Origin of the sequence: Arthrobacter sp. StoSoilB22 (assembly GCF_019977315.1) — a bacterium.
Classification (GTDB): Bacteria; Actinomycetota; Actinomycetes; order Actinomycetales; family Micrococcaceae; genus Arthrobacter.
In genome coordinates this window covers 505,044-530,718 of record NZ_AP024652.1, presented here as the reverse complement: position 1 = coordinate 530,718, position 25,675 = coordinate 505,044, and the positions used below count along the sequence as shown (strand labels likewise).

General features: G+C 62.0%; 22 protein-coding genes. 16 read left to right on the top strand and 6 right to left on the bottom strand.

Annotated features, from left to right (window positions below; all coding sequences use genetic code 11):
- The first annotated feature begins 45 nt into the window (after positions 1–45).
- The 9 genes from LDN70_RS02575 to LDN70_RS02535 all read left to right on the top strand — a co-directional run bounded on the left by LDN70_RS02575 (position 46) and on the right by LDN70_RS02535 (position 9,073).
- Positions 46–1,017: a ThiF family adenylyltransferase gene (locus LDN70_RS02575; RefSeq protein ID WP_142936854.1), complete on the top strand. Its 972-nt coding sequence runs from the start codon at positions 46–48 to the stop codon at positions 1,015–1,017.
- On the top strand, positions 1,007–2,116 hold the full coding sequence (locus tag LDN70_RS02570; RefSeq protein WP_166841220.1) for a hypothetical protein: 1,110 nt from the start codon (positions 1,007–1,009) through the stop codon (positions 2,114–2,116). Before LDN70_RS02575 ends, LDN70_RS02570 begins: the two co-directional genes overlap by 11 nt.
- A 56-nt stretch (positions 2,117–2,172) precedes the next feature.
- Positions 2,173–3,237 carry a SagB/ThcOx family dehydrogenase gene (locus tag LDN70_RS02565; RefSeq protein ID WP_166841219.1) on the top strand — a complete coding sequence of 355 codons (1,065 nt, stop codon included), beginning with the start codon at positions 2,173–2,175 and terminating at the stop codon, positions 3,235–3,237.
- Positions 3,234–4,487 (top strand): hypothetical protein, encoded by a 1,254-nt coding sequence (locus LDN70_RS02560; protein WP_223941639.1) that lies wholly within the window; start codon positions 3,234–3,236, stop codon positions 4,485–4,487. The genes LDN70_RS02565 and LDN70_RS02560 overlap by 4 nt, the downstream gene beginning before the upstream one ends.
- Positions 4,488–4,491: 4 nt before the next feature.
- Entirely contained in the window at positions 4,492–5,847 is a 1,356-nt protein-coding gene (locus tag LDN70_RS02555) for an MFS transporter (protein ID WP_166841217.1), read from the top strand.
- A gap of 135 nt (positions 5,848–5,982) precedes the next feature.
- Positions 5,983–6,570 (top strand): TetR/AcrR family transcriptional regulator, encoded by a 588-nt coding sequence (locus tag LDN70_RS02550; RefSeq protein ID WP_223941638.1) that lies wholly within the window; start codon positions 5,983–5,985, stop codon positions 6,568–6,570.
- An 89-nt stretch (positions 6,571–6,659) separates the two neighbouring features.
- Positions 6,660–6,995, top strand: a complete 336-nt coding sequence (locus LDN70_RS02545) for a hypothetical protein (RefSeq protein ID WP_105693734.1) — start codon at positions 6,660–6,662, stop codon at positions 6,993–6,995.
- Between the two features lie 11 nt (positions 6,996–7,006).
- On the top strand, positions 7,007–7,927 hold the full coding sequence (locus tag LDN70_RS02540; RefSeq protein WP_223941637.1) for a hypothetical protein: 921 nt from the start codon (positions 7,007–7,009) through the stop codon (positions 7,925–7,927).
- Between the two features lie 273 nt (positions 7,928–8,200).
- Complete coding sequence (locus LDN70_RS02535; protein ID WP_223941636.1) at positions 8,201–9,073, top strand: VanW family protein; 873 nt, start codon at positions 8,201–8,203, stop codon at positions 9,071–9,073.
- A 119-nt stretch (positions 9,074–9,192) separates the two neighbouring features.
- On the opposite strand, the gene LDN70_RS02530 is transcribed toward LDN70_RS02535, so the two are convergent.
- A complete protein-coding gene (locus LDN70_RS02530; RefSeq protein WP_223941635.1) occupies positions 9,193–10,779 on the bottom strand; it encodes a molybdopterin-dependent oxidoreductase in 1,587 nt (528 codons plus the stop codon).
- A 126-nt stretch (positions 10,780–10,905) separates the two neighbouring features.
- On the opposite strand from LDN70_RS02530, the gene LDN70_RS02525 reads away from it, so the two are divergent.
- The 3 genes from LDN70_RS02525 (at position 10,906) to LDN70_RS02515 (ending at position 15,777) form a co-directional block, all read left to right on the top strand.
- Positions 10,906–12,417 carry an aldehyde dehydrogenase family protein gene (locus LDN70_RS02525; RefSeq protein WP_223941634.1) on the top strand — a complete coding sequence of 504 codons (1,512 nt, stop codon included), beginning with the start codon at positions 10,906–10,908 and terminating at the stop codon, positions 12,415–12,417.
- A complete protein-coding gene (locus LDN70_RS02520) occupies positions 12,418–14,070 on the top strand; it encodes a GMC family oxidoreductase (protein ID WP_223941633.1) in 1,653 nt (550 codons plus the stop codon).
- Between the two features lie 144 nt (positions 14,071–14,214).
- On the top strand, positions 14,215–15,777 hold the full coding sequence (locus LDN70_RS02515; protein ID WP_223941632.1) for an APC family permease: 1,563 nt from the start codon (positions 14,215–14,217) through the stop codon (positions 15,775–15,777).
- Between the two features lie 36 nt (positions 15,778–15,813).
- On the opposite strand, the gene LDN70_RS02510 is transcribed toward LDN70_RS02515, so the two are convergent.
- From LDN70_RS02510 to LDN70_RS02500, 3 genes are all read right to left on the bottom strand, one after another.
- Positions 15,814–17,100: a glycosyltransferase gene (locus tag LDN70_RS02510; RefSeq protein WP_223941631.1), complete on the bottom strand. Its 1,287-nt coding sequence runs from the start codon at positions 17,098–17,100 to the stop codon at positions 15,814–15,816.
- A 4-nt stretch (positions 17,101–17,104) separates the two neighbouring features.
- Positions 17,105–17,734 carry a TetR/AcrR family transcriptional regulator gene (locus LDN70_RS02505; protein WP_223941630.1) on the bottom strand — a complete coding sequence of 210 codons (630 nt, stop codon included), beginning with the start codon at positions 17,732–17,734 and terminating at the stop codon, positions 17,105–17,107.
- A 62-nt stretch (positions 17,735–17,796) separates the two neighbouring features.
- Positions 17,797–19,014 carry an acyl-CoA dehydrogenase family protein gene (locus tag LDN70_RS02500; protein ID WP_223941629.1) on the bottom strand — a complete coding sequence of 406 codons (1,218 nt, stop codon included), beginning with the start codon at positions 19,012–19,014 and terminating at the stop codon, positions 17,797–17,799.
- 133 nt (positions 19,015–19,147) lie between these two features.
- Between LDN70_RS02500 and LDN70_RS02495 the strand changes: the two genes are divergently transcribed.
- Both LDN70_RS02495 and LDN70_RS02490 read left to right on the top strand, forming a co-directional pair.
- Positions 19,148–20,866, top strand: coding sequence for an AMP-binding protein (locus LDN70_RS02495; RefSeq protein ID WP_223941628.1), 1,719 nt, complete (start codon positions 19,148–19,150; stop codon positions 20,864–20,866).
- 42 nt (positions 20,867–20,908) lie between these two features.
- Entirely contained in the window at positions 20,909–21,418 is a 510-nt protein-coding gene (locus LDN70_RS02490; RefSeq protein ID WP_024819327.1) for a MarR family winged helix-turn-helix transcriptional regulator, read from the top strand.
- A gap of 23 nt (positions 21,419–21,441) precedes the next feature.
- On the opposite strand, the gene LDN70_RS02485 is transcribed toward LDN70_RS02490, so the two are convergent.
- Positions 21,442–22,830, bottom strand: coding sequence for an HNH endonuclease (locus tag LDN70_RS02485; protein ID WP_223941627.1), 1,389 nt, complete (start codon positions 22,828–22,830; stop codon positions 21,442–21,444).
- 182 nt (positions 22,831–23,012) lie between these two features.
- Between LDN70_RS02485 and LDN70_RS02480 the strand changes: the two genes are divergently transcribed.
- Together LDN70_RS02480 and LDN70_RS02475 are read left to right on the top strand one after the other, a co-directional pair.
- Entirely contained in the window at positions 23,013–24,209 is a 1,197-nt protein-coding gene (locus LDN70_RS02480) for an MFS transporter (RefSeq protein WP_223941626.1), read from the top strand.
- Positions 24,206–24,715, top strand: coding sequence for a cyclophilin-like fold protein (locus LDN70_RS02475; protein ID WP_223941625.1), 510 nt, complete (start codon positions 24,206–24,208; stop codon positions 24,713–24,715). Before LDN70_RS02480 ends, LDN70_RS02475 begins: the two co-directional genes overlap by 4 nt.
- A gap of 42 nt (positions 24,716–24,757) precedes the next feature.
- Here the strand turns inward: LDN70_RS02475 and LDN70_RS02470 are convergent, their stop codons facing one another.
- Positions 24,758–25,654 (bottom strand): helix-turn-helix transcriptional regulator, encoded by an 897-nt coding sequence (locus LDN70_RS02470; RefSeq protein WP_142936882.1) that lies wholly within the window; start codon positions 25,652–25,654, stop codon positions 24,758–24,760.
- Between the last annotated feature and the right edge of the window lie 21 nt (positions 25,655–25,675).

Below are 25,675 nucleotides of genomic sequence, written 5' to 3'. Positions count from 1 at the left end.
AGAAGACAGGGAGCGGCGGGTGCCTTCGGGCGCCCGCCGCATCTTATGTTCCACTACGAATTTCACCCCGCAAAAGCCGTCGCATTCGACGAGGAAACCCTGACCATCGAGGACGAGTACAGCCGCCGGACAGTGGCTCTACTTCAACACGACGCCACTGCGAGTCTGCTCCATGCAGCAATGGCGGATCCGTCCACAGCGAACGCCGCAATGCGCAAACTGCTCAACGCGCTCGTGGAGCGCCACGTCATCATTGAACGCCATCCTCACGTTGAAGTGGACGAGCGTCAGAGTCGATCCCTCGGATATCTGGCCACGCGTTCAAAGGCTCCACAGCTTGCGCAGCAGCAGATCGGTGATCAGCGCGTCCTGGTACTCGGCGTCGGCGGAACAGGAACGGTCCTGATCCAGCACTTGGTCGCAGCAGGCGTACGCCGCTTCGTCCTGGTCGATCACGACGCCGTAGAGCTCTCCAACTTCAACCGTCAATTCCTTTGGCGGACGTCCGACGTTGGTGCCGCCAAACTGGACACGACGAAGGCTTGGATCTCGGAGCGAGTGGAGGACGCTGACATCCAAACCGTCGATCGCCGGATTTCCAGTGAGAGCGACGTGGCACTATTACTCGGCGAATATCCGTCAGTCACCGTCGTGGCGTCGTGCATCGACTCACCGGCTGGGATTGAACAGCAAGTGGTTACTGCGTGCCTGTCCGCTGGCTTACCAGTGATGACCGGCGCCGTGGGCGTCGACCTTGGCCATGTGGGCCCCTTCTTCAGTCCCCGCCAAACAGTATGTTTGGCGTGCTGGTACGGGTCCCGGGCTGCGAAGCAAGCCGTGACCCCGTGGTCCCATGGAGTCACCAATACTTTGGTGGGTGCCCTCATGGCACAACGTGTCCTTGACTGGGCCGTGGCCCCGGACACCGATAGCGAGCCGACCCGAATGACTCTTGAGTTCGATTCGTTGACAATTCACCGCTCACTCGCCCGGGACTGTGCGCACCATGATGCTTAGTGCCGAAGCTGAACTTCCGCTGCGGCGGGTGACCTTCCCCCCACACCTTGACCATGCCTGGGCCTTCACCACATCAGCTGTCCACGCCCGCCCTTTTCTCCTCCGCCCCAACGGATCGATCGTTCCCCAAGGAGCCTGTCTTGAACAGGTCGAAGAGAACGTGACCGCACTGTTTCCCGCCGAAGACACGACGTGGACGGATGGCCACAGAGTAACCGTCGCGGAACTCGAGCGCTGCGTCGCACGCGGCCTCGCAGTAACGGCAAGTCAGCGCTCAGGGAATGTCGAGCGCCAAACGGACAGGCTGCTGGTAAACAGTCCCCTTCCGGTTGAACGCCTACAGACACTCCTCGCCACCGCAGCATTTTCACTGACTCCCTGTATCCGGGACAGCGCGACGCGGCACACGAGCGGACCCTATGTCATCGATGACATCGGCGCTGGCGGCAGGACAGTCAACCTGCGGCGTCGCCGAGGTTCGAAAAGTCAGGGAGTGGACAGCATCAGCATCATTTCCACTGAATCCGTTGACGAGGGAGAGGCGATGTTTAGGCGAGGTGAACTGGACCTGACCAGAGTGTTGGGCGGCCGCCCGTTCCGTAGGGACAAAGACCTAAACCGCAGCGTTGATCTGGTGATGGGGCTGAGGTTTGCGCGGGGGTCAACGGTTTCCCAAGGGTTCGCGGCGAGCCTCGATCCCTTGGAACTGGCCGCCGTGACTGGGGGGACGTACACGGAACTGCCCGCTGCTCACACAACAATGACTGGCAATGGCGGATTCGGGACGATAACCATCCAATACACCGATTTCCATCCGAACAAAACAGTCGCCACGAATATCAAGCAGCAGCTATCCCGGCAGAGTATTTCCTGCCATCTGCATTCAGTGGACTACAACGAATACTTGCGGGGAGATGCTCCCTTACATGGTGCACAACTGGAGATTATTGACACGGCATTCGGAGTCGGACATGGATTTGTGCCACTCTTACGGGCAGTTTCGACTCTCAGCAGCAGTGGCCGCATTAGAGTGGACCGGCCCGTTGTGAACGCCAGGGCTGAAGTTGATTGGGAACAAATTCAATGGGGAGAAGAATGAACGCCAGGGTCCGTACTGCCCACCGGTTGACCTTTCGGTTTCGTGATGGGAGTGTGGTGGGCGCCAACCCATCGAACGGCGCCGTCCGCCGAATTCCGCAGCCGATCTGGAACATCCTGCGGCAGAGCACCGAATGGACGGAGTCGGACCGGATCCGCAGGCAGCTTGATGACGGCGTGGGCGACAACCAACGGGCAGATGAAATCCTGAACGCGCTGGTGTCGGATGGATTCCTCCTGGAAGAAGGCTCCGAGGCAGAACAGGCAGAAGCCACTTTCAGCAGCAACTGGCCCTTTGGCGAAACCACGGCAGACCACCACCTGGTCACTCGAAGCCTCCGATTCAGCGATGATCGAACCGAAGCGATGGACTTCGGCCGGGCTCTCCGCGATCATGCCGGAGACGACCTCGCCCCCGGGGTGCCGGAGGGTGCAACGGCCGTGGGTCTGCCTACCGGTTCCCTGGGTTCTGGACTCACGTCATCACTTGAACGACGTCGGAGCCGGCGCGATTTCATCCAAGAAGCAGTGAGCCTCCAGGACCTCAGCAGTGTGCTCTGGGCAACTGCTGGAATCCAAAGCTACCGGAAAGCCCCCATGCGTCCGCCCCTGCCACTTTCATTTGCACCCAGCGCCGGTGGTCTTAACGGCGCCGATTGCTATGTCATCGTCCAGAATGTCGAAGGAATATCGCAGGGCGTATACCGCTACCGGCCAACATCCAATGCCCTTGAAGTGGTGTCCGTTGATATCCGCACCAATGCGATGCGACTGCTCGGGAACCAACGGTGGGCGGACACCGCGGCCGCGATCATCGTCATAGTTGGGGCGGTGTCTCGTACCGCGTGGAAGTACAACGCCGCGTCCGGCTTCAACGCTCTGTTGCTTCAGGCCGGGCACATGTCCCAGAACGCCTTGCTCGCTGCTGCGGACAAGGGACTGGGAGCCGTGCCGTCAAATGCCATCCATGCCGCAGAGATGGAGGCGGCACTTAACCTGTCACCCGGTGAACAGATTGTCCTGACCAGCGTCAGCATCGGGCATATCAATGGTGCCACGTCGAGTTATCAGGAGTACGGTGACCAGCATCTGGACCTCCTGCAGAAAGCGGCCTCGAAGTGACCGCCTGGGAGGCCCCACCGGTCACTGGCGGGTCCTTGGTGCCAGCGGTCATCGACGCCTTCTTCGAGGACGCCCACTACGTCTGGAGTGCCATACCCCCGCTGAACATTCAGATCGGGGCCGGCATCACTTTCATCACCGGCCCCAGTGGCTGCGGTAAGTCTGCGATTCTGCGGCAGGTCCAATCTGTTGACCCCTCGTGGAGCCTTCTCCCTGACCTCGCACCGGATGTGCCGCTGATCGATCAGTTCACAGGAAGCCTTGGCACCCGCATTGCGCTCCTTGCGCGGTTTGGTCTTGGTGATGCCCAGGTTGTCATCAGACCGGCATCGTGGCTCTCGGATGGGCAGCATTTCCGTGCCCGTCTCGCCGCGGCGATTGCTGGCGGCTCCCGCAGGATACTGGTGGACGAGTTCCTGTCCACTGTTGACCGGACGGCGGCATCAGTTGTCGCTTTCAACCTGCAGCGGACCTGCCGAAAGCGCAACATCGATCTCTTGGTTGCTACTGCCCACGATGACATCGAAACCGCGTTGGCACCGGACCGCACTATCCGCGTCCGTGCCAACGACTCTCCGAGGGTTCTAGAGCATAGTGGCGCCCGGTCATGGCCGCTTGGCGAGAAGATCGACGTCGGGCATGGCACCTTTCCCGACTACGCCGCCCTGCAGCGCTTTCACTATTATCCCAAGCTCGATTTCGATCCGGAGCAGCGTGAAGTCAGCATCGTGGCAGCGAAGCTAGACGATGAGCCGGTTGCCGCGCGTCTCTACTGCGCCCCTTACCCCACAGCGTGGGCTGATGCGATGGAGGAGTTCGCAGACGTTAACAGCTCCCTCACCCTCGGCCAACGCCTGGTGGTGCACCCTGTCTATCGAGGGATCGGACTGGCCCGGAAAGTGACCGCACCTCAGTGGGCGCCCCGCGACCTGGTTTACACCAGATCGGTCATGAGCCGGTATACCGACATGCACACCTCGCTCGGATACCAGCGTCATGACCCTTTGACAAACAAGCTCCCCCAGCAGCGAACAGGTACCCTTCGCGAGGACGCCCTCCGGACCCTCGTGACGGAATACGCGGACTATAAGTTGGTCATAGGCTCCCCCGCCAGTGAGCAACAAATTGCTGCTGTGGCTTCCTGGTTCGCCCGGACGCTGGGCCGGCTCCCCGAAGATCAGCTTGCGGCCAGCACCACCACTACGCTCATGGGCGGCTACGTCCTCAGGAAACACAGCACACAGGAGTGACCTCTTGGTCGAAACAACATCAACAGACGCCACCGACGAACAACAGGCGCAGCAGAACCACAGTCTTGCCCGCACCGGCTTCTACCGGCTGTGGGTAGGCGACTTCGTGTCGAATGCCGGATCAGCCATGATGGCCTTCGCCGTGCCGGTGATCGGCGTTACTGTCCTTGGGCTGGACGCCACCCAGGTCAGCTGGGTGGTGGCTGCCGGACTGTCGGCTCCGCTGTTCATTTCGCTGTCTGCAGGTGTCATAGCGGACCGCTCCCGGCGCCACGTCCTGCTGCATGTTTGCAACAGTGGCAGGTTCATTGTGTTCGCCGTGGTTCTTGCCCTGATGCTGGCGGGTTCCCTGAATTGGCAGATTCTTGCCATTGCACTCTTTTCGGTAGGCGTCCTGACTTTGCTGTACGAGAGCGCCATGGCTGCAGCGATCCCTTCGGTGGTTCCGCGAAAGCTCCTTATCCGCGCAAATTCGTGGATCGAAGGGGGGATGTCTGTCACTGAGTCAGGCGGCGCAGCTGTTGCTGGAATCATCATCAGCACCCTCGGGGCGCCCTTTATTGTTGCCATCAATGCCGTCACTTATGTCTTCAGCTCGTTGATGCTCATCAAGCTTCCGCTCGACCGCTCATCAAGGGAAGCGGAGGATCATGACGTCGCGCAACAAAACGCTGTTCGCGGGCATCTTCGCGAAATCCGGTTGGGCTTCAGCCTGTTATGGAAGCAGACGCCGCAAAGGGTGGTGTTACTCGCTGCCACGGCGTACAACTTTTTCGACTCGTGGATTCTGGCGGTGTTCTCCGTCTACGCGCTCACAGTGCTTGGCATGAATCCGGCACTCCTGGGGCTGGTGTTCGTTATACCTGCTGTCGTTGGAATCATCGGATCGGCCTTGACGGACCGAATCACGCAGCGGGCACGTCTGGGACAGGTTCTCACTGTCTCCTTCAGCATTATTGCCCTTGCCGGGCTCTGCCTTCCCTTGACTGCGGCTACACACGGGGTAAGCGCCGCCGTGATTACGTCGATTGTTTTCGCCGTTTTTGAATTGTGCATCGTCGTCAACATGATCATTGGGCGCTCGATGCGACAAGCGCTCTTTCCAGAACGCCACCTGTCCAAGGTTGCCGGAACGGCACGCTTCGTCTCTTGGGGCGTTGATCCCATCGGCGCCCTCATGGGTGGTGCAGTTGCTGCCATCGCAGGGGTTCAAGCATCGGTAGTAGTGGGTAGCTGCGGGTTCGTGGTCGGCGCGCTGATCTGCCTCTGCAGCCGTCAGCTGCGCAGCTTTACCAGATTGCCCGTACATGACGGCCTGGACGAACCGCCGTCAGGGCCCGTTCAGCCAGCGAAGGCCTGACAAACGCAGAATAGCCCGTCGCTGCACCGGCGAATCAGTGGCCATCTTCGTCAGGGATGCCCTGCGGATCTACGCAGAAAAGAACCTGTAGACGGTCAGGATGCGTTGATCAGGCTGAGGCAATAGTCTGGCCGGATGGGTACAAGCACCGTAAAGTCCGGCGAACAGGTCGATAGGCAGAAACGCATTCTCGACGCGGCCTTGGAACTGCTCTCCCGCCACGGCATTTCAGGCATTAACATGCGGGCTGTGGCGCGTGAAGCCGGCGTCGCGCTGGGGCTTGTGAACTACTACTACGAAGACAAATCGAGCCTGATCCGAGCGGTACTCCACCAGATCGAAGAGCACGACCTCCTGCTGGTGGAGCCGAAGGCTACCTCAACCCCGGACGAGCAACTCCGGGAGTCGCTGCGACGCGTTGCGGATCCCGGTCTTCTGACCACACCATACCTATCCCTCCGACTTCATTTGTGGGCCCTCGCCCAGGCGGATGAGGACTTTGCACGCATCAATGCCGCAGCCTTTGAGAGGTATCTTCAAGGGCTCGCGGCCTTGATCGGCAACGCCGTTCCCGGGCTGTCTCCTGAGGAATGTCGGGACCGAGCGGCCGACGTTGTTGTGGTGCAGAACGGAATGTGGCTCACCACGCTCTTGGGAATCGACAAGGCGGCCATCCAGCGCGGCATTGCCCGCACGGAAGAGATCGCTTTCGCCTCTCGCTGAGCACAACACGTGGGTAGTTCGCCCCATAGCGCGAGGACCGGGCGTGCCCGAGTATCAAGGGACTACCTAACCGACCCCGGGGGAACACCATGAAGATTGCTAAAAAAATTCTTGCTGCCAGCGCTGCCCTTGCCTTCATGGGAGGGGCATTGCTCACGGCTCAACCTGCGTTGGCTAACGATGGCTATGCGAACTGCAACGTCTGGATCCACTACGAATACAGTGTGGGAGGCAGTTGCAATTCCGATGCGCCGGGCACTGAGTATCAGGTTGCGGGCAAGTGCCGTCATGTCCCCACCGGTCATGAGGCTATCGTGACCGGGCCCTGGAGGTGGCAGATGCCTGCCTCACAAGGCTTCAACACCTCCTACGCCAACTGCCCGGCAGGCACCAGGGCCGTTCAGGTTTGGCGCAACGTCCGATGAGCAGTCCGCATATGAAACTCACCACTAAGCTGTTCGGGTGCCTCGCCGCCTGCGCACTGGCACTCTCCGGCGCCGCTCCCGCCAGCGCTGCCACGGCTTACCCCACTCCCACCCCGACGCCCGCCGACTGCTTTGGCGGCCTGCTGAGCGTCGAACCGAACGGGAATCTCGGTGCCATCTTCCTCAGCGGCGGCAAGCTCCGCTGGGAGAACAAGAGCTGGTCCTCGCCTGTACCGTTCGATGCGACTTACCTGACGCAAACCGGCGGGATGGGTGACGAGACGTTCGGCAAGTTCTCCTACTTCGGCACCTCCTCTGACGGCAAAGCGAAGTTCTACAACCAGCGGCAGGACCTCCAGGCGGACGGCACCTGGAAGCACTCCATAGACGGACCGGTGACCACCATCGGGAACGGCTGGTTCCAAAAGTCCATCACCACCGCCTACAGCGGAACAGCGGACGTCCGGGGCCAGCAGTTCATTTTCCGGCTCACCAGCGGCGGCGAACTCTACCGCTACAACCTCGACACGAACGCCCGAACCATCACCGGCACGGTCAAGGTGTTCGGCGGAGGCGCCTCCATCACATCCATCGGCTCAGCGCCTTCAATCGCCATCAACGGCAAGCCCGTTGCCGTGTTGATGGCCACCCTCTCCACCGGCGAACTGCGCCAGTACATCATCCCGGACGCCACCCCCACCCAGTGGAGCTCCAAGACCATCCGCCCGGCGGCGGGGAACGGCTGGCAGAACTTCACGGCCATCACCGCCAGGAACTGCGATAGCAAGGGGCAGATAGTGCTCGGATACATCAAGCAGCGCTTGGTCGCCGCCTACTACGACCCCACCGGCCTGACCGCCAACGACAAGGACCTCGGCGGCGGAGCCTCCTCCATGCCCGCGATGCCTGAAGGCACCCGGGTGTTCGGCTAGCGCCCACTCACTGACTGGATGAGGAGGCCGACGACGGCGGCAGCACCCGCCGTCGTCGGCCTCCTACCGTGGCGCGATTGTCAGCATCCCTGGCGAGAGTGACTCCCCTAGAGGGACATTGGTGTCCTCCTTGGCTGGAGGAGTACGGCCTTGGGGCCTGACATCCAGAAACTCATGATTTCGGATTTTCTCCAACGTCTGTAAAGATATGTCCCGACACCGATCCTTCCGGGCGTCAGGCTGCCCGTTGGTGGGCTCGTTATTGGGGAAACAATGCCACGAAGACTGTTCTGTGAAATCTCGCCGTTGACCTACCGTCTGTCGGTTCAGCGAATGATCGTCACCCGCAAAGTCCGCGACTTCTTCTCGCCTACTGCATTCGCCAAACGACAACCTCATGAGGTCCTGCCCGAGGTGGTCTACCGCCACAATTCGCTCATCAGACGGAAACTCGGCAACGTCGATCTGCACCTGCAGGAAAATAAGGCCGTCAGCCTGGGAATCGCCGCACCCTTGGTCAACTCGGTGATGATTCGTCCCGGGGAGACGTTCTCTTTCTGGAAGCTGGTGGGCAGCTGCACGGAGGCCAAGGGCTATTGCGAAGGCTTGGTCATCAACCACGGACGGCCCGACTCAGGAATCGGCGGAGGCCTATGCCAGTTCACCAACCTGCTGCATTGGATGGTCCTGCACAGTGAACTTACGGTGGTGGAACACCATCACCACGGAGACCTAGATCTGTTCCCGGACTTCAACCGCCAGATCCCCTTCGGCTCAGGTACATCGATCATCTACAACTACCTGGACTACAGGGTCCGCAACGACACCAACCAGCCATACCAGTTCCTTGTCAGCACCACCGAGGAACACTTGCGCGGTGAACTCCGCGCAGAAAGAGTCCCCGACAAGAAGTTCCACATCCGCGAGGAAGACGCCTACTTCCACGAAGCGGACGGTAAAATCTATCGCCACAACAAAGTGGTTCGCCTGACCCGCGACAAGCGGACGGGACTCGTGACATCCAAGGAACAGATCATCGAGAACAACGCCCTGGTGGTCTACGACCGCTCGCTGATCAACGCACCCATCCTCTCAGAGCGTCCGCTTCAGGGAACCGACGATCGCCTCGCGGGAGCAACCGCCTAGAGACAATCACCGATGCCGCACCTCGGCCGAAGGACCGAAATTTCCGGAGAATCGACGCCTCCGAGGTGAACGTGAGCATCCGCCCGGAAGCCGGTCCCAGAACGAGCCAGGCCGGTCAGTTACTCCACCGTCACTGCCACCGACTGCCAGCCCGAGGCCCCGTCAGGTACGGGATCGGCGCGCTTGTCTGTCTGAACTTCCCCGGTGCTGTCGGTTGCGCGGGCCTTGACGTAGTGCATGCCGGGCGTGGCATCCCATTCGTAGGACCACTGGCGCCATGTGATGGTGGATGCTTCGGTGGAAAGCGTTGCTTCCACCCAGTCGCCGTCGTCGATCTGTACTTCCACCTTGGTGATTCCGCGGGTCTGCGCCCATGCGGTGCCACCCACGGCCACTTTTCCTGCCTTCAATTTCGCGAAGGACCCGGGCACGTCTACACGTGCCATGGTCTTGATGGGGCCGCGCTCTGACCAGCCGCGTTCCGTCCAGTAGGCCTTGCTGTCCGCGAAGCGAGTGACTTCCAGGTCCACTACCCATTTGGTGGCGGAGACGAATCCGTAGAGTCCCGGAACCACCATCCGTACGGGGTATCCGTGCTCGATGGGAAGGGGCTCCCCGTTCATGCCGATGGCCAGCATGGCATCGCGGTCATCTTGCAGGACCTCCAGAGGTGTGGAGGCACTGAACCCGTCGATGGATGTTGAGAGCACCATGTCCGCGCCATCTTTTGGTTTGGCCATGGCCAGGACTTCGCGGATGGGCATTCCCAGCCATTTGGCGTTTCCGGCGAGCTTTCCGCCCACCGGGTTGGAGACGCAGGTGAGGGTGACGTGCGATTCGATGAGATCGGCGTCGAGCAGGTCCTGGAAGGTGAGGGTCACTTCCTTCTCAACCATTCCGTGCACCCGCAGTACCCAATCTTCGACGTTGATTTCCGGGACGCTCAGGGCGGTATCAATGCGGTAGAAATCGTTGTTCGGTGTCAGCCATGAGGAGACTCCTGCCACCGGGGACTGGACGCCGGCTGGAACAGGGGGCGCTGCCTTCAAAGGCGACGGCAGCGTGAGAGCATCACGGGCCTGAGCTATGTTGTTGCGCGCGGCTCCGAGCAGCCGCCCACCGGTCGCCGCGATTCCGGCAGCTACCGCGGTGATACCGGCAGCAGCGAAGAAACGACGGCGGCTGGTGCCGGCGCCGCCAACCTGGCTGTCGGCGTCGGCTGCTACGTCAGCGGGGGCTTCCGGCCACGACTTCATTCCCCACAACGGCTTGATGAGGAGGCGCAGGACGAAGAGGCCTGCGATGGCGCCCACGATTGAGGGGATGGCGTCGGCGGGTCCAACGCCGGCCCGGGTCAGGACGCTGGCCACAATCACGGCGCCCATGAACAGCACACCCAGGACGCCAAGCGCCCACTTCTTGTAGGCCACAACGCCCAGAACGCAGGCAAGCAGGGCGATGGTGACCCCCATCCCCACAAACAGTGCGGCTTTGTCGTTCGTACCGAACGTGGCGATCGCAAAGTCCTTCATCCATGACGGCGTGAAGTCGATGAAGGTGGATCCCAGCGCGAACACCGGGGTTGCCCTGGCGGTGAAGAACGCGCCGATCAGCTCGGCTACGGCCAGCACGACGGCGGCAGACACCACGCCTGCCAGCGCTGCCATGGTTTCGGGGCCTTTGGTCCGGAGTCCGAGCTTTTTCATGTGAGGAGTTCGTAGCGGGCGGGACCGGGGATGGGTGAGAGTATCCGGCCGACACACAAGCCCACTTTGAACATTTGTTCACATTTTTCCTTGAACAGATGTTCAAAGTGCACTAGCCTGCCTCGTATGACCCAAGCCACATTTTCCGATTCCGCCTCCACACTTTTCATCAACGGCGTGTGGGAACCGGCCTCTTCCGGCGCGGTGCGCGAGATCCGCAACCCGGCCGACGGCGAACTGGTCGCCACCGTCTCCGAAGCCGGCCGCGAGGATGCCGAGCGAGCCATTTCCGCCGCCCGCAATGCCTTCGATTCCGGCGTGTGGGCAAACGTCCCCGCTCCCGAGCGCGGCGCTTTCCTGCTCAAGGTCGCCGCGGAACTGCGCGAGCGCCGGGAAAAGTTCGCCCGCGCCGAATCCCTGGACACCGGCAAGCGAATCATCGAAAGCCGCATCGACATGGATGACATCGCCGCCTGCTTCGAATACTTCGGAAGGCTCGCCGGGCAGTCGGCGGGCCGCGTAGTGGACGCCGGGGACCCCGCCGTCGTGAGCAAAATCGTGTACGAGCCCGTGGGCGTCTGCGGCTTGATCACGCCGTGGAACTACCCGCTGCTGCAGGCAGCCTGGAAGATCGCGCCGGCACTCGCGGCTGGTTGCACGTTCGTCCTGAAGCCTGCCGAGCTGACCCCGTCCACCGCGATCCTGACCATGCAGTTGCTGCAGGACCTGGGTCTCCCGGACGGTGTCGCAAACCTGGTGACCGGCGCCGGCCCGCAGGCAGGCGCACCACTTTCTGAGCACCCGGACATTGACTTGGTTTCCTTCACCGGTGGCCTGGAAACCGGCAAGCGCATCGCCGCGGCCGCAGCCGGCACGGTGAAAAAGGTGGCATTGGAACTCGGCGGCAAGAACCCCAACGTCGTGTTCGCTGACGCTGACTTTGATGCCGCCGTCGACAACGCATTAAATGGCGCTTTTGTGCACTCAGGCCAGGTCTGCTCCGCCGGTGCGCGGCTGGTGGTGGAGGAATCCATCGCGGAGCGCTTCGTGGACGAGCTGGTCCGCAAGGCTCAGGGCATCCGCATCGGAGGCCCGTTCGATGAGTCCGCCGAAACCGGGCCGCTGATTTCCGCTGCCCACCGGGAGAAAGTGGACGCTTACGTTCAGCGTGGCGTGGCTGAGGGCGCGCGGCTGCGGTGCGGCGGCGCCGCCCCTGAGGGCGAAAAGTTCGACGCCGGGTTCTACTACCAGCCCACCGTTCTGGACCGCGTGACCCGGGGAATGTCGGTAGTGGTCGACGAAGCCTTTGGCCCGGTAGTAACAGTGGAAACGTTCCGCACGGAAGACGAAGCCGTAGCCACCGCCAATGACACCATCTACGGACTGGCGGGCGCGGTCTGGACCCAGGATGCCGGAAAGGCCCAGCGGGTTGCGGGCCGTTTGCGCCACGGCACGGTGTGGATCAACGACTACCACCCCTACCTTCCGCAGGCCGAGTGGGGCGGTTTCGGCCAGTCCGGCGTAGGCCGCGAACTCGGCCCCACGGGACTGGGCGAATACCAGGAAGCCAAGCACATCTACCAGAACACCAGCCCGCAGGTCACCGGCTGGTTCGCAGACCACGGCAAGGAGAAATAGATGCACGTTGACAACATCCAGAACCTCAGCGAGCGCGGGTTCGATTACGTCGTCATCGGTGGAGGATCTGCCGGAGCTGCCGTCGCTGCACGGCTCAGCGAGGACCCTGCCGTCACCGTTGCCCTGGTGGAGGCGGGTCCGGACGACCGCAACCTGCCCGAGATCTTGCAGCTGGACCGCTGGATGGAGTTGCTGGAATCGGGGTACGACTGGGACTACCCGGTTGAACCGCAGGAAAACGGCAATTCCTTCATGCGCCATGCGCGCGCCAAAGTCATGGGTGGCTGCTCCAGCCACAACTCCTGTATCGCTTTCTGGGCTCCCCGCGAAGACTTGGACGAGTGGGAGTCAAAGTACGGTGCCACCGGCTGGAATGCTGCTGCCGCCTGGCCTTTGTACCAGCGCCTGGAAAGCAACGAGGACGCGGGTCCGGACGCTCCCCACCACGGCCACGACGGCCCAGTGCACTTAATGAACGTGCCCCCGGCAGATCCAGCGGGCGTCGCGCTCCTGGATGCTTGCGAACAGACCGGTATCCCCCGGGCGAAGTTCAATGACGGCACCACTGTGGTCAACGGCGCCAATTTCTTCCAGATCAACCGCCGCTCGGACGGGACACGATCTTCGAGTTCCGTCTCCTACATCCACCCCATCATCGATCGCGAAAACTTCACGCTGCTGACCGGCTTGCGGGCCCGGCAACTGGTGTTCGACGCGGACAAGCGCTGCACCGGCGTCGATGTTGTGGACTCGGCCTTCGGCCGGACGCACAGGCTGAACGCGCATCGCGAAGTCATTCTGTCCACCGGCGCCATTGATTCCCCCAAGCTCCTTATGCTCTCCGGCATCGGTCCGGCCGCGCACCTCAAGCAGCATGGCATCGAGGTTCTGGTGGATTCCCCCGGTGTGGGCGAGCACCTGCAGGACCACCCGGAAGGCGTGGTGCAGTTCGAGGCCAGGCAGCCCATGGTGCAGACGTCCACCCAGTGGTGGGAAATCGGCATCTTCACCCCCACTGAAGAGGGCCTGGACCGGCCGGACCTCATGATGCATTACGGCTCCGTGCCCTTCGACATGAACACCCTGCGCTACGGCTACCCCACCACGGAGAACGGCTTCAGCCTGACTCCGAACGTCACCCACGCCCGTTCCCGCGGGACGGTTCGCCTGCGCAGCCGGGACTTCCGCGACAAACCCATGGTGGACCCCCGCTACTTCACCGATCCCGAGGGGCACGACATGCGCGTCATGGTGGCAGGCATCCGCAAGGCCCGGGAAATCGCGGCTCAACCAGCCATGGCCGAGTGGACCGGGCGGGAACTCTCCCCCGGCATCGAGGCCCAGAGCAACGAGGAGCTGCAGGACTACATCCGCAAAACACACAACACTGTCTACCACCCCGTTGGCACCGTCCGCATGGGGCCTGCGGACGACGAGATGTCGCCCCTTGATCCTGAACTGCGGGTCAAGGGCGTGACAGGACTCCGCGTGGCCGATGCTTCGGTCATGCCGGAACACGTCACCGTGAACCCCAACATCACCGTGATGATGATCGGCGAGCGCTGCGCAGATCTCATCAAGGCCCGCCTCAGTGCCCACCGGACGGAGGAAACCACGACGGCGGAAGCCGGCTTTAGCTTGTCCCACGCCTAAGAAGGCGCCTGCTTTTAGACCAACGCAACAAAAAATGGGGGAAACGGCCGTACGCACACCGTGGTGCCCGGCTTTTGATATCCACTGCGTCCAATGGCGGCCGCGGGCTATCACCATTCATGCATGTCTGAATTAGGAGTTCGAATGTTAGAACCCAGCAAAATAGGACCCTGCAAGAGCGATGCAAGCGGTATGGACGAGTTTGGCTACGCCCAAACCCTTGACCGCAGCATCGGAAAGTTTGCCAGCTTCGCCGCCGGCGTCAGTTACATCTCCATCCTCACCGGCGTTTTTCAACTGTTTTACTTCGGATTTTCGACGGCGGGACCCGCCTACGCGTGGTCGTGGCCCATTGTTTTCGTAGGCCAGCTCATGGTGGCCCTGTGTTTTGCGGAACTGGCCGGACGATACCCTGTGGCCGGATCGGTTTATAACTGGGCCAAAAGGCTTTCCACGGGAACGTGGGCCTGGTTGGCGGGCTGGTTACTACTGCTCTCCTCCATCATGGCGTTGGGATCTGTTGCCTTGGCCCTCCAAATCACGTTGCCGCAGATTTGGAGTGGCTTCCAGCTGGTGGGCGATGGCACCGGCCCCTACGACTTTGCGGTCAACGGAGTCATCCTGGCTAGCATCATGATCGGCATTTCCACGCTCATCAATGCCTTCGGCGTAAAGCTCATGACCATGATCAATAGTGTGGGCGTTTTTGTGGAACTGGTTGCCGCTGTTCTGCTCATTGCGGCGCTCATGTGGCACTCGGTGCGGGGACCTGAAGTCCTCCTCGATACCGCTGGATTCGGCCAAGAACATCCGATGGGCTTCTTCGGAGTATTCCTCATCGCCGCCATGGCTTCCGGTTATGTCATGTACGGATTCGACACCGCCAGTTCCTTGGGTGAAGAAACCAAGGACCCCAAGAAAACCGCACCCCGCGCCATTCTCCGCGCTGTCACGGCATCCTTCCTCCTGGGAGGTTTGCTCCTGCTGGGCGGAATCCTGGCGGCCCCCGATCTTTCCGATCCCAAGCTTGGAGCGGCCGATGGCGGGCTGCAGTACATTGTGCTGTCAGTGCTGGGTGGCCCCTTCGGCAAGGCGTTCCTGGCGTGCATCGTGGTAGCTGTTGTGGTCTGCACGTTGGCCGTGCACGCGGCAGCTATCCGGATGATGTTTGCCATGGCCAGGGACAACAACCTTCCCTTCAGCCGTCAGCTCAGCAAGGTGCATCCCACCCGCAAAACCCCCACGGTGGCTGCAATCGTCATCGGTGTAGTGGCAGTGATTCCCCTGATCGTCAACATCTCCCAGCCAGCCATCTTCACCATTCTGTCCAGCATTAGCATCGTCCTGATCTATCTGTCCTACCTCCTGGTGACCGTGCCCATGCTGCGGCAAAGGTTCCTGAAAAAGTGGCCCCTGAAGGACGACGAGACAGAACCGGGATTCAGCCTCGGCAAATGGGGTGTCCCCGTCAACATCCTGGCCGTGCTGTGGGGTGGCGCCATGACGCTGAACCTGGTCTGGCCTCGACCGGAGATCTACAACTCAGTGCCGCCGTTTGAGTGGTATCTGCAATGGGGCGGCGTCATGTTCGTTGCCGCGGTGATCATCGGCGGAACCCTGCTCTACCGTCTCCGCATCAGGCACCACACCGGAGTTCTGGCCGAGCATGCGGCGGCTGGACCACGCATCTTGACTCGCGTGCAATGAGGAGGCCGGCGTTGGCTCCTGCGCTTGGTGAAACTCCTAGGAGCGCTGGCGTGGCTGGTTCGGCTTGCTTGCCAGGGACCCAAGTTCTTCCACCAGCCGGCTGGACGCAAGCTCGGCAGTAATGGACGAGGAAAGTTGGGCAGCCGCGAGCCGGTAGCTGTCCCGTTCCAGCACTTCCGCCACTGCACGCCGGATTTTCTCCGCCGACGCGTTGGGAGCCAGCCGTACGCCGGCACCGTGGTGGACGATCCTGGCTGCTGTGTCGTCTTGGTCCCGTCCCATGGGCAGGCAGACCATGGGCACGCCAGCGGCAAGGGCTTTCAGGGCAGTGCCGTGCCCGCAGTGCGTCACCACCAAGGCAGCTTTTTCCATGATGGGTCCGTGGGGCACCGCACGCACCACGCTCACGTTGCTGTTTGCTGTCAGCGCATCAGGGTCGATCATCGGTCCGGTGGTCACCACCGCACGTACAGGCATGGTGGAGAGGGCATCGATAATGCGTTGCAGCAAGTCTCCCTGGTTCTGGAACGTCGAACTGAGGCCCACAAGAATCAGGGGCCGAGCGTCATCCTCTGACCAGGGCGGGACCCATGGCACTGCCCACTGAGGTTCGTCGAGCACCGGCCCGGCGTAGCTCACATTCGCCGGCACAAACGGCGATGCGTAATCAAAGGTGGAACTGGAGAGCACAAAAATACGATCGACACCCAGGACCTGATCATAAAAGGACTGAAGGGGCCGCAGCCCGTGGCGGTCGCGCACCTGGTTGAGGGCCGGCAATCCCTTGGCGAAAACCCGGTTTACGAGGGCGATGAGCATGGCGTCGCGGACACGTCCGGGAACGCCCTGCGCCAAGGGGAAACCGGCGGCGATCGGCGGAACGCCGCGCACGGGCAGCGCCCAGATATTGGGCATCACAGCGGCTACTGGCAGCCCGGCTCCTTGCGCCGCGATCATAGCGCCAAACATGAAGTAGTCCGCCATGAGCGCGTCTGGTGAATAGTCGCCAATCTGCTCGGCCGTCTCGCTCGCCACAAGCTCCGCGGGTCCGCCAATGAGCCTGTCACGCATTCTTCGCAGGCCTTCGAAGGGCGTCCGCACCTCCCAATCCTTCACCACGTCCCCGGACGGATCGTTTGAAGTGCGATGGGGAGCCCGAACCCATGGACTGAACGTGGCACCCACCGCGGCCACCTGGGCGCGCAGGGTTGGGTCGGCCAGAACCCTTACCTGATGGCCATTCTCAATGAGTCGCCTGGCAACTCCGAGCTCCGGCGCCACGGCTCCTCCCCCGTCCCAGATAGCGAACAGATAGCGGCTCATGTTCCTAATCCTTTCCGGCTGAACTTTCGGATGAACGTTTCTCCGGACTCCCACCCAACACTCCGTGGACCAGCCGGAGGATCGTTGCTTCAGTCTCCGTCCTGGACTGCCCAAGGTCGCGGCGCAGAAGCTTCCAGAGGGTGACGTCGGTGGCAGCATAGAGCGCCAGGACCAGCCTTTCATCGCCGGTCACACCGGGGATCAGCGTGCGTTCGATCCACTCACGGTGACCTGCCCGGGAGATAGTGAGCAAGTGGTCGATCGCAGGCACTCGACCTTCGAGTTCAAGCATGCGAATGTTGGCGTTGCCCATGGTCTCGTAGCGGTCCAGAAGCTTGGCGATTGCTCCGTCAGCATCTCCGGGCGTAGCTTCGCGGAGGGCGTCCTCACCGGGTTTCTGCCAGTCGGCTACCGCGAACGCGAGTTCGTCCTTGGTTCCGAAGTGGCGGATGACAGTCTGCCTGGACACTCCCGCGATTTTGGAGACGGCATCAATGGAAACCTGGTCGTAAGGACTCTCCAGCCACAGCTCGTAGGCGGCGGACAGTATCCGCTCACGGGTTGCGGCAACGGCTTCCTGCCTTGCGTTCATCCGATAAGCACGCGGCCCCGACTCCCGATCAGGCGCTTTCATGTTACATATTGTAACACCAATAGGATCTGCCCAGTGGGTGAGAAAGCACCGCCGGCGGATCCCTAAACGAACGCCGACTTCCCCGTCACCGCGCGGGCCACGATCATGGAGTTGATCTCGTAGCTGCCCTCGTAGGTGTAGAGGATTTCGGCGTCGCCAAAGAGCTTGCCCATCTCGTAGTCCGTGGTGATTCCGTTCCCGCCCAGCAAGGAACGGCCCATCGCCACGGACGAGCGAGCCAGCCGGGTAGTGGTGGCCTTGCACATGGCGGCCTGCACCATTTCGAGTTTCCCGGCCTGCTGGATCCGGGCTAGCTCCACCATCATGGACAGCGAAGCGTTGGCATTGCCCAGAATGTCGGCAAGCTGCTGCTGGACAAGCTGGAAGCGTGCCAGTTCCTTGCCGAATTGTTTGCGCTGCAACGCGTAGGAACGGGCTATGTCAAAGGCTGCCAATTGGATCCCCGCGGCCTGCCATCCCACCCAGGCACGGGAATCGCGCAAGAGATCATTGGCGCGGGAGAACTCAGTGGCGCCGGGCAGGAGGTTCTCCGAAGGAATGCGGACCTCGTCCAACACGATGTCCGCATTCTGCATGATGCGCAGGCCGATCTTGTTCGAAATCTTGGTGGCCGCATACCCGGGGCGGTCGGTCTCCACGATGAAACCCTTGATGTGCCCGTCGGATTCATCACGAGCCCAAACCAAGGCGAAGTCGGCAATCGTCCCTGCCCCTATCCAGCGCTTGGCACCGCTGATGACCCATTCGCCGCCGTCGCGCCGCGCCGTCGTCGAGAGCCCTCCGGCGATGTCCGAGCCGTGGTCCGGTTCGGTGAGCGCGAAAGCGCCCAGCTGGGTGAAAGCCTCAAGCCCGGGCAACCACTTGCGCTTCTGCTCGGGGGAACCTAGCTCATCAATCATGCCGACAATGAGCTCGTTGTGGATCCCCACCAGCGCTGAAAGAGACACGTCCGCGCGGGCCACCTCGGTGTACATGAGGCCCTTGAACAGCTTTGAGGAACCGTCGGTTTGAAGCCCGCCCAGCCCGAACTTAGCCATGTCCGCCAGCAGCCCGAACGGGAATTCCTCCCGGTTCCAGTAGTCGATGCTCGCAGCCCGGATCCGCGCCTGCAGGAACTCCCTGATCTCCAAGTACCGGGCACGCTCCTCCGGGGGGAGCAGGTCAATAACATGCATCAAGTCCGCCTCCGGGTAAGGAGGCAGGATGCGTTCTGATGCCGCACCGTTGGTAACGGTGCCGGCAGCTTTTTCGTCGAGCATTAGACCCCTTCGTCATGTCCCGCATAGGCTCTTCCAAACCCTTGGATGTCCTAGTATATTGCAAGGTGATGTGGATCACTAGGCGGGATGCTTCGGCGAAGGTGCCAGGGAACCCGAAAGCGAAAGGTGGACTATGACAGTCACAGACGACTTCCGTGCGGCCCGGGACAGGCTGCTGGAACTGCGCGAAGACTACAAACTGGCTCACGCCGAGTTCCAGTGGCCACGCTTTGAGGAATTTAACTTCGCCCTCGACTGGTTCGACCAGATCGCGGCAGACGAGACCAGAGGCAACAAGCCCGCGCTGGTGATCGTGGAACAGGACGGCAGCTCCACGCGCCGCACGTTCAAGGACCTCTCGCAGCGCTCCTCCCAACTCGCCAGCTGGCTGCGCGACCAAGGCGTCAAACGCGGCGACCACATGATCATCATGCTCGGCAACCAGGTTGAGCTGTGGGAACTCATGCTGGCAGGCATCAAGCTGGGCATTGTCATGATCCCCACCACCACCCTCATGGGCGCCCGCGATCTTCAGGACCGGGTGGAGCGCGGCGGTGCCACCTGGGTGGCGGTCGGGAGCGCAAACATCGGCAAGTTCGCCGACGTCGAGGGCGGCTACACGCTGATCGAGGTCGGATCCGAGAGAACCACCGCCGAGGCAAGACAGTACGCAGACTCATACGACGCCGGCACGGAATTTACGCCCGACGCCCCCACCCTCGCTGATGACACATTACTCCTCTACTTCACCTCCGGAACCACCTCGCGCGCCAAGCTGGTGGAACACACGCACACGTCCTATCCGGTGGGTCACCTGTCCACCATGTACTGGATTGGGCTGGAGCCTGGCGACGTCCACCTGAACGTCGCCTCTCCCGGCTGGGCGAAGCACGCTTGGTCCAACGTCTTCACACCGTGGATCGCCGAGGCCACCGTCTTCATCTACAACTACCAGCGCTTCGACGCCGCCGCCCTCATGAACCAGATGGGCAAAGAAGGCGTCTCAAGTTTCTGTGCCCCGCCCACCGTCTGGCGCATGCTCATCCAAGCCGACCTCACCCAGCTCACTCACCCTCCGCTTAAGGTGGTCTCTGCCGGTGAGCCACTCAACGCGGAAGTGATCGGCCAGGTGGAAAAGGCCTGGGGCGTCACCATCCGCGACGGATTCGGTCAGACCGAGTCAACGGTCCAGATCGCCAACACGCCTACGCAGCCGGTCAAAATCGGTTCCATGGGACGGCCGCTCCCCGGATACGACGTCGTCCTGGTGGACCCGGTCACCGGGGAGGAAGCCGACGACGGCGAACTCTGCTTGCGCTTGGACCCCCGGCCCGTGGGGCTCATGAAGAGCTATTTCGGAGACGAAGCCAAGACGGCCGAAGCATTCCGGGATGGTTACTATCACACGGGCGATATGGCCAGCCTGGATGCCGACGGCGTCATCACCTATGTGGGGCGGGATGACGACGTTTTCAAGTCCTCCGACTACCGTTTGTCTCCCTTCGAACTCGAAAGCGTCCTGATCGAACACCCCGCAGTGGCCGAAGCCGCCGTCGTTCCTTCGCCTGATGCCGTGAAGCTGTCTGTGCCCAAGGCGTTCGTCGTGTTGGCCGCGGGCTATGAAGCCGGACCGGCGGTGGCCGAGGACATTCTTCGCTATTGCCGGGAGCACCTCGCGCCGTTCAAACGGATCCGGCGGCTGGAATTCGGCGAACTTCCCAAGACGATTTCCGGCAAAATCAGGCGCGTGGAACTGCGCGGAACCGAGGTCGCCCGGCACGGCGACGGCCCGCTGCCCTCCGGATTGGGCGTGGAATACACGGAGGAAGAGTTTCCGAACCTGAGAGACTAGCCACCCGGGACACTAGGCCGATCATGTAACCGAAGGAGGCCCATGGGCACCCCTCTCCCCCGCGACCCCATCGCCGACGCCCAGCGCAACTGGGAACGGCATGGCTGGGGCGATGTCGCCGCGCCCATGGCCGCCATCACTGCGATCATGCGCACGCAACAGATTCTGCTCGCGCGCATCGAAACAGTTCTGAAACCGTTCGGGCTGACGTTCGCGCGCTACGAACTGCTGGCGCTGCTGAGTTTCGCCCGCAGCGGCGCACTTCCCATGAACAAGGCCAGCGCGCTGCTGCAGGTCCATCCCACGTCGGTAACCAACGCCGTGGACCGCTTGGAAAAAGCCGCCTTGGTGGCTCGTTCCCCGCACCCAACAGACGGCCGCACCACCCTGATCGAGCTCACCGCAGAGGGCCGCACCTTGGCGAAGAAAGCGACGGCGGCGCTTAACGCCGAGGTTTTCGGCAAGTCCGGCTTTGGGCCCGACGACGTCGATCACCTTATCCGCGTCCTGGGCACCTTCCGCAGGGATGCCGGGGATTTCACGGAGGAATAGAGGGTTCACACCCTCGAAGCGTTTTACGTCCTGGAGGGCTGATGCCCTGGAAGGGGTGGGGCTTTGGATTGATAGGTGTGACCGGTGGGGGTGCGGATTTCCAGGGTGTGCACGCTGTAGTTTTCGCCGGGCAGGGATGTAGTGCTCCAACCGGGGTGTTCCTTGGTGTGATTGCACGCCTCGCACAACCCCGCGGCGTTGCTAAGGTTCGTTTTCCCTCCTGAACGCCACGGAACCACATGGTCGATATGCCGGATGGGCGCATCACAGTAGGGCGTCCGGCAGGTATCGTCGCGAGTCTCAACGAACCGCCGTAACCTGCCGGTGAAGAGCCGGGCCTTGGAATCGGTGGCAAGGAGTTCTCCCGTGGACGGTGCTGTGTAAAGCCGGCGAAGCCACACAGCGAACTCTGTGTCCGGCGGTGGCTGTGCTGCCTGTCCTGCCCGTGCCTGTGGTTCGTCCACTGCCCGCCCGGAACCGGGCCGCGGACTTGGGCTTCCGGCCGGTCCCAACCCCAGCAGTTCCCTCCCCCACTCTGCCGGGACGATTCCGTACCCCTTGAGCCGGGCCGGTTCACTGTCCCCTTGAAAGAGCGTCCGGTCGGTCATGACAAGATCCAGGTTGATCCCAGAAAACCCACCCGGCGTGCCGGTAACCCGTTCAACCAATGTGTCCGCCATGACCTGGCCACGGGTCGGGGCTACTCCACCAGACCCGACACCCCCACCAGTACCAGCACCACCTGTGGAACGGGCAGTATCAGCAGCCCGGGACAACGCAGCATAAACCGCCACCCCCTGAGCCACCGGCAACAGCGCCGTCAAATACGTCATGGTATCCGGCGCCGGACGCAGACTCACCGTCCGCTCAGCAGCGGCGCGACTGGCACGACCCGCCACCGAGCGCGGATCACGCCGATACGCAGCAGCCTTCACCGCCGCAACAATGGCCCTGTCGCCCTTGCCATCAAAGGTTCCGGTGTCCGCAGCCAACTCCTCGTCCACCGCAGTCCGGTCCTCAACAGACAAACACGCAGTTTCCTTCACAAGGAGAGTGGCCCGCCATTCATTCAAGAGCCCGGCCCGCAACGCAGCCAAAGTGTGGGGCATCTCCACCACCAACGCCTTTGCAAAGCCAAGCAACCTGGACCCGCGGTTCGGGGACTCCCGCCTCGCCAACGCCACCTGAGCACCCACCCCCTGACCACGCTCGGACGCAGGAACACCAGCTTCGGCCTGCTCGGCGCGCTGGGCAAGATCAAAAGCCACAGCAACCCGCGCCTGCAACGCGGTGATCGCCGACTTCATCTCCTCCAACACCCGCAACTGTTCGATCAAATCACCACTGACGGTGCTGGACGGAGCCGCGTGCTGAACGTTCGCAGGGGAGATAGGAACAAGGGCACGAGACATCCCTGCCGCCACTCGACTTTCCCCAATCCGTTCCATGAACCAACCATGTCAGGAGGCACCGACAATATAACGTCGTTGATCGCCCGGGCGCCCTAGTTGGGGCAGCTCACCGAGGGAGTCCCTCAGAGGACCTCCCTTAAGCGGGACTCCCTAAAACCCCGTAGACCTGATGTTCTGAAGTCATGACCACCACCATTTCCACCGTCAAGACCCGGCGTCTGCCACTGGTGACGTACGTTCTGGCTGCGGGTGTGTTCCTGATGGGAACCACCGAGTTCATTGTGGCGGGGATCCTGCCTGAGATTGCGGGCGACCTTGGGGTGTCCGTAGCCAACGCCGGCCTCATGATCACGGTCTTCGCCGTAGGCATGATCGTTGGAACGCCCACCATGTCAATCCTTACGCTTAAGCTGCCACGACGCCTGACGCTAAGCCTTGCACTGCTGGTCTTTGCGGCTGGCCACGTCGTGGTGGCGCTCACGTCTGACTTCACACTCATTCTTGGCGCACGTTTCCTCACGGCTTTGGCGACGGGCGCTTTCTGGGCGGTAGCCGCCGTCGTGGGTGCTAAAGCCGCAGGTGCGGCGTCAGCTTCTCGGGCGTTGGGCGTGGTGTTGGGCGGTGGGATGCTGGCAAATGTTGTTGGCGTACCGCTGGGTGCTTTCGCAGGTCAGGTGATTGGCTGGCGAGGCCCTTTCTGGGGTCTGGCACTTCTTGCGCTGGCGGGGGCTGTTGTGGTGTACCGGCTAGTCCCGGTGGGGCCGGAATCCGGGCCCATACCGTCCGTTCGCGCTGAGCTCGCCAGCATGCGCGACACGAGGGTTTGGCTTGTCCTGGCCGGCTGCGCGATCGTTTGCGGCTCGTCCCTGGCTGCCTACAGCTTCATTTCGCCACTGCTTACTGAGAACACCGGAATGGCCGCCTCGGTGGTGCCGCTGGTTCTGGTGGCGTACGGTGTGGGAGCCTTCATTGGCTCCAATCTGGGAGGTCATTTCGGCTCTCACCGCCCCTATCCGGCGCTGTTCGTCGCGGCAGGTATGACCTTCCTGGTGTTGGGTGCCCTTTCCTTCCTCTCCCATAACGCCGTGGTGACAGTGGTCCTGATCTTCCTGCTGGGGCTCTTCGGCATGGCCACCAATCCGATTCTGATCGGCAAAGCCGTAGGTTACGCGGGGCACGCACCCACGCTGGCTTCAGCTCTCAGCACCTCAGCGTTCAACCTCGGCACAGCCGTGGGATCGTGGATGGCCGGTTACGCCTTGGAATCCGCACTTGGTGCCACAGGCCCCGTGCTGGTGGGAACAGGAATCGCCGCGCTCTACTTCGTCCCACTTACGCTATTGATGCTCAAGGACCGGAAGGAAGGTTCCCAGTCATGAAGCCCCCCATCGCCGGAATACTGCTGCTGGTGGCGTTGGCACTAGTCAGCTGCAGCCCATCCCCCGCCGTGGAGACGACACCGGGTTCGGCCAGAGGGACCTCAAAACCCAGTGAGGCAACCACCTCCGCCGCCCACAACGTAGTAGGTACCGTGGTGCACTTCAGCGCCGGTTCGGCGTCACTGGACGTCACCATTGGGGAGGATAATCCCGCCACCCGGGACTTCCTGAGCATGCTGCCGCTCACCCTCAGCATGGAAGAGTTCGCCGGCCGGGAGAAGATCGCGGACCTGCCCAGGCCCCTCCACTATGAAGGGTCACCTGGGTCCGACCCCGAGGACGGTGACCTGATCTACTACGTCCCCTGGGGAAACCTCGGTTTTTACTACAACGCGTCAGGCATCGAATACTCAGACCAAACCATTCATTTGGGACGATCCAAAGCCACCCGGGAAGAGCTTGCGCGCTTCGAAGGCCAGGAAGTCCGCGTAGAAGTCAATTGCTGACCGTCTGCCATCGGCGGTAGCGCGCGGCAGCACCGCCGGCGGTCAGCTGTCCGTTCGGGTCTTCTCCGACGCCGGGCGAACGCCTTGGGCGTATTCGCTCGCCGCCCAGGAGGCCAACAGTTGGAGGCGCTCGGCCGACGGCGACCCGGGTTCAGCTGCGTAAATGGTCAGGGTCAATCCTGGTTCTGCGGCCATTTCCAAGCCCTCGAAGGCGAGCGTCATTTCGCCCACCACCGGGTGATTGAACGTCTTGAAACCCGTGCCGTGGTGCCGGACGTTATGTGCGCCCCAGCGAGTGCGGAATTCCTCGCTGCGGGTGCTGAGCTCACCAATGAGATCGTGCAATTCCTTGTTGTGCGGGTCCCGTCCGGCCTCCGTGCGGAGAATGGAAACCGTTATTTCCGCAAAAGCGTCCCAGTCCGGGTAGAACTCGTGGGCACGCTGGTCCAGGAACGTGAACCTGGCGATGTTGGGCGTCTGGCCCGGCATGTCGTAACAGTCCTTGTAAAACGCCCGGGCCAAGGGGTTCACGGCCAAGAGGTCCATCCGGCCGTTCCGGACAAACGCGGGTCCGGCCGTGACAGCATCCAACGCCCACTGCAGGCTCTGGTGGGGCACATAGGATTTCGAGTTCCGGCGCCGTGGCGGCCGGGCAACTGGACTGGCGGCATGCGCAAGGTCGAACAGGTGTGCGCGTTCAGCGTCGTCCAAGTTCAGCGCGCGGGCGATGCTCTCAAGAACCTGCGGGGAGGCGCCGCTAATGGCGCCGCGTTCCAAGCGGGTGTAGTACTCAACGCTTAAGCCGGCAAGGGTGGCCACTTCGCTACGGCGCAGACCCTTAACCCGCCGGTTGGATCCCGCGGGCAGCCCCACCTGCTCCGGGGCCACGTGGGCACGCCGGGAGATCAAAAATTCGCGAACTTCCGCCCGATTATCCATGCCCTCCACCATAAGTCCGGT

Coding starts and splice junctions, on each gene's coding strand:
- LDN70_RS02550 (WP_223941638.1), top strand. CDS start 5,983: ATGGGTACAAGCACCGTAAAGTCCGGCGAACAGGTCGATAGGCAGAAA.
- LDN70_RS02505 (WP_223941630.1), bottom strand. CDS start 17,734: ATGAAAGCGCCTGATCGGGAGTCGGGGCCGCGTGCTTATCGGATGAAC.
- LDN70_RS02495 (WP_223941628.1), top strand. CDS start 19,148: ATGACAGTCACAGACGACTTCCGTGCGGCCCGGGACAGGCTGCTGGAA.
- LDN70_RS02485 (WP_223941627.1), bottom strand. CDS start 22,830: ATGTCTCGTGCCCTTGTTCCTATCTCCCCTGCGAACGTTCAGCACGCG.
- LDN70_RS02570 (WP_166841220.1), top strand. CDS start 1,007: ATGATGCTTAGTGCCGAAGCTGAACTTCCGCTGCGGCGGGTGACCTTC.
- LDN70_RS02540 (WP_223941637.1), top strand. CDS start 7,007: ATGAAACTCACCACTAAGCTGTTCGGGTGCCTCGCCGCCTGCGCACTG.
- LDN70_RS02500 (WP_223941629.1), bottom strand. CDS start 19,014: ATGCTCGACGAAAAAGCTGCCGGCACCGTTACCAACGGTGCGGCATCA.
- LDN70_RS02470 (WP_142936882.1), bottom strand. CDS start 25,654: ATGGATAATCGGGCGGAAGTTCGCGAATTTTTGATCTCCCGGCGTGCC.
- LDN70_RS02535 (WP_223941636.1), top strand. CDS start 8,201: ATGCCACGAAGACTGTTCTGTGAAATCTCGCCGTTGACCTACCGTCTG.
- LDN70_RS02525 (WP_223941634.1), top strand. CDS start 10,906: ATGACCCAAGCCACATTTTCCGATTCCGCCTCCACACTTTTCATCAAC.
- LDN70_RS02545 (WP_105693734.1), top strand. CDS start 6,660: ATGAAGATTGCTAAAAAAATTCTTGCTGCCAGCGCTGCCCTTGCCTTC.
- LDN70_RS02515 (WP_223941632.1), top strand. CDS start 14,215: ATGTTAGAACCCAGCAAAATAGGACCCTGCAAGAGCGATGCAAGCGGT.
- LDN70_RS02475 (WP_223941625.1), top strand. CDS start 24,206: ATGAAGCCCCCCATCGCCGGAATACTGCTGCTGGTGGCGTTGGCACTA.
- LDN70_RS02490 (WP_024819327.1), top strand. CDS start 20,909: ATGGGCACCCCTCTCCCCCGCGACCCCATCGCCGACGCCCAGCGCAAC.
- LDN70_RS02480 (WP_223941626.1), top strand. CDS start 23,013: ATGACCACCACCATTTCCACCGTCAAGACCCGGCGTCTGCCACTGGTG.
- LDN70_RS02530 (WP_223941635.1), bottom strand. CDS start 10,779: ATGAAAAAGCTCGGACTCCGGACCAAAGGCCCCGAAACCATGGCAGCG.
- LDN70_RS02520 (WP_223941633.1), top strand. CDS start 12,418: ATGCACGTTGACAACATCCAGAACCTCAGCGAGCGCGGGTTCGATTAC.
- LDN70_RS02510 (WP_223941631.1), bottom strand. CDS start 17,100: ATGAGCCGCTATCTGTTCGCTATCTGGGACGGGGGAGGAGCCGTGGCG.
- LDN70_RS02575 (WP_142936854.1), top strand. CDS start 46: ATGTTCCACTACGAATTTCACCCCGCAAAAGCCGTCGCATTCGACGAG.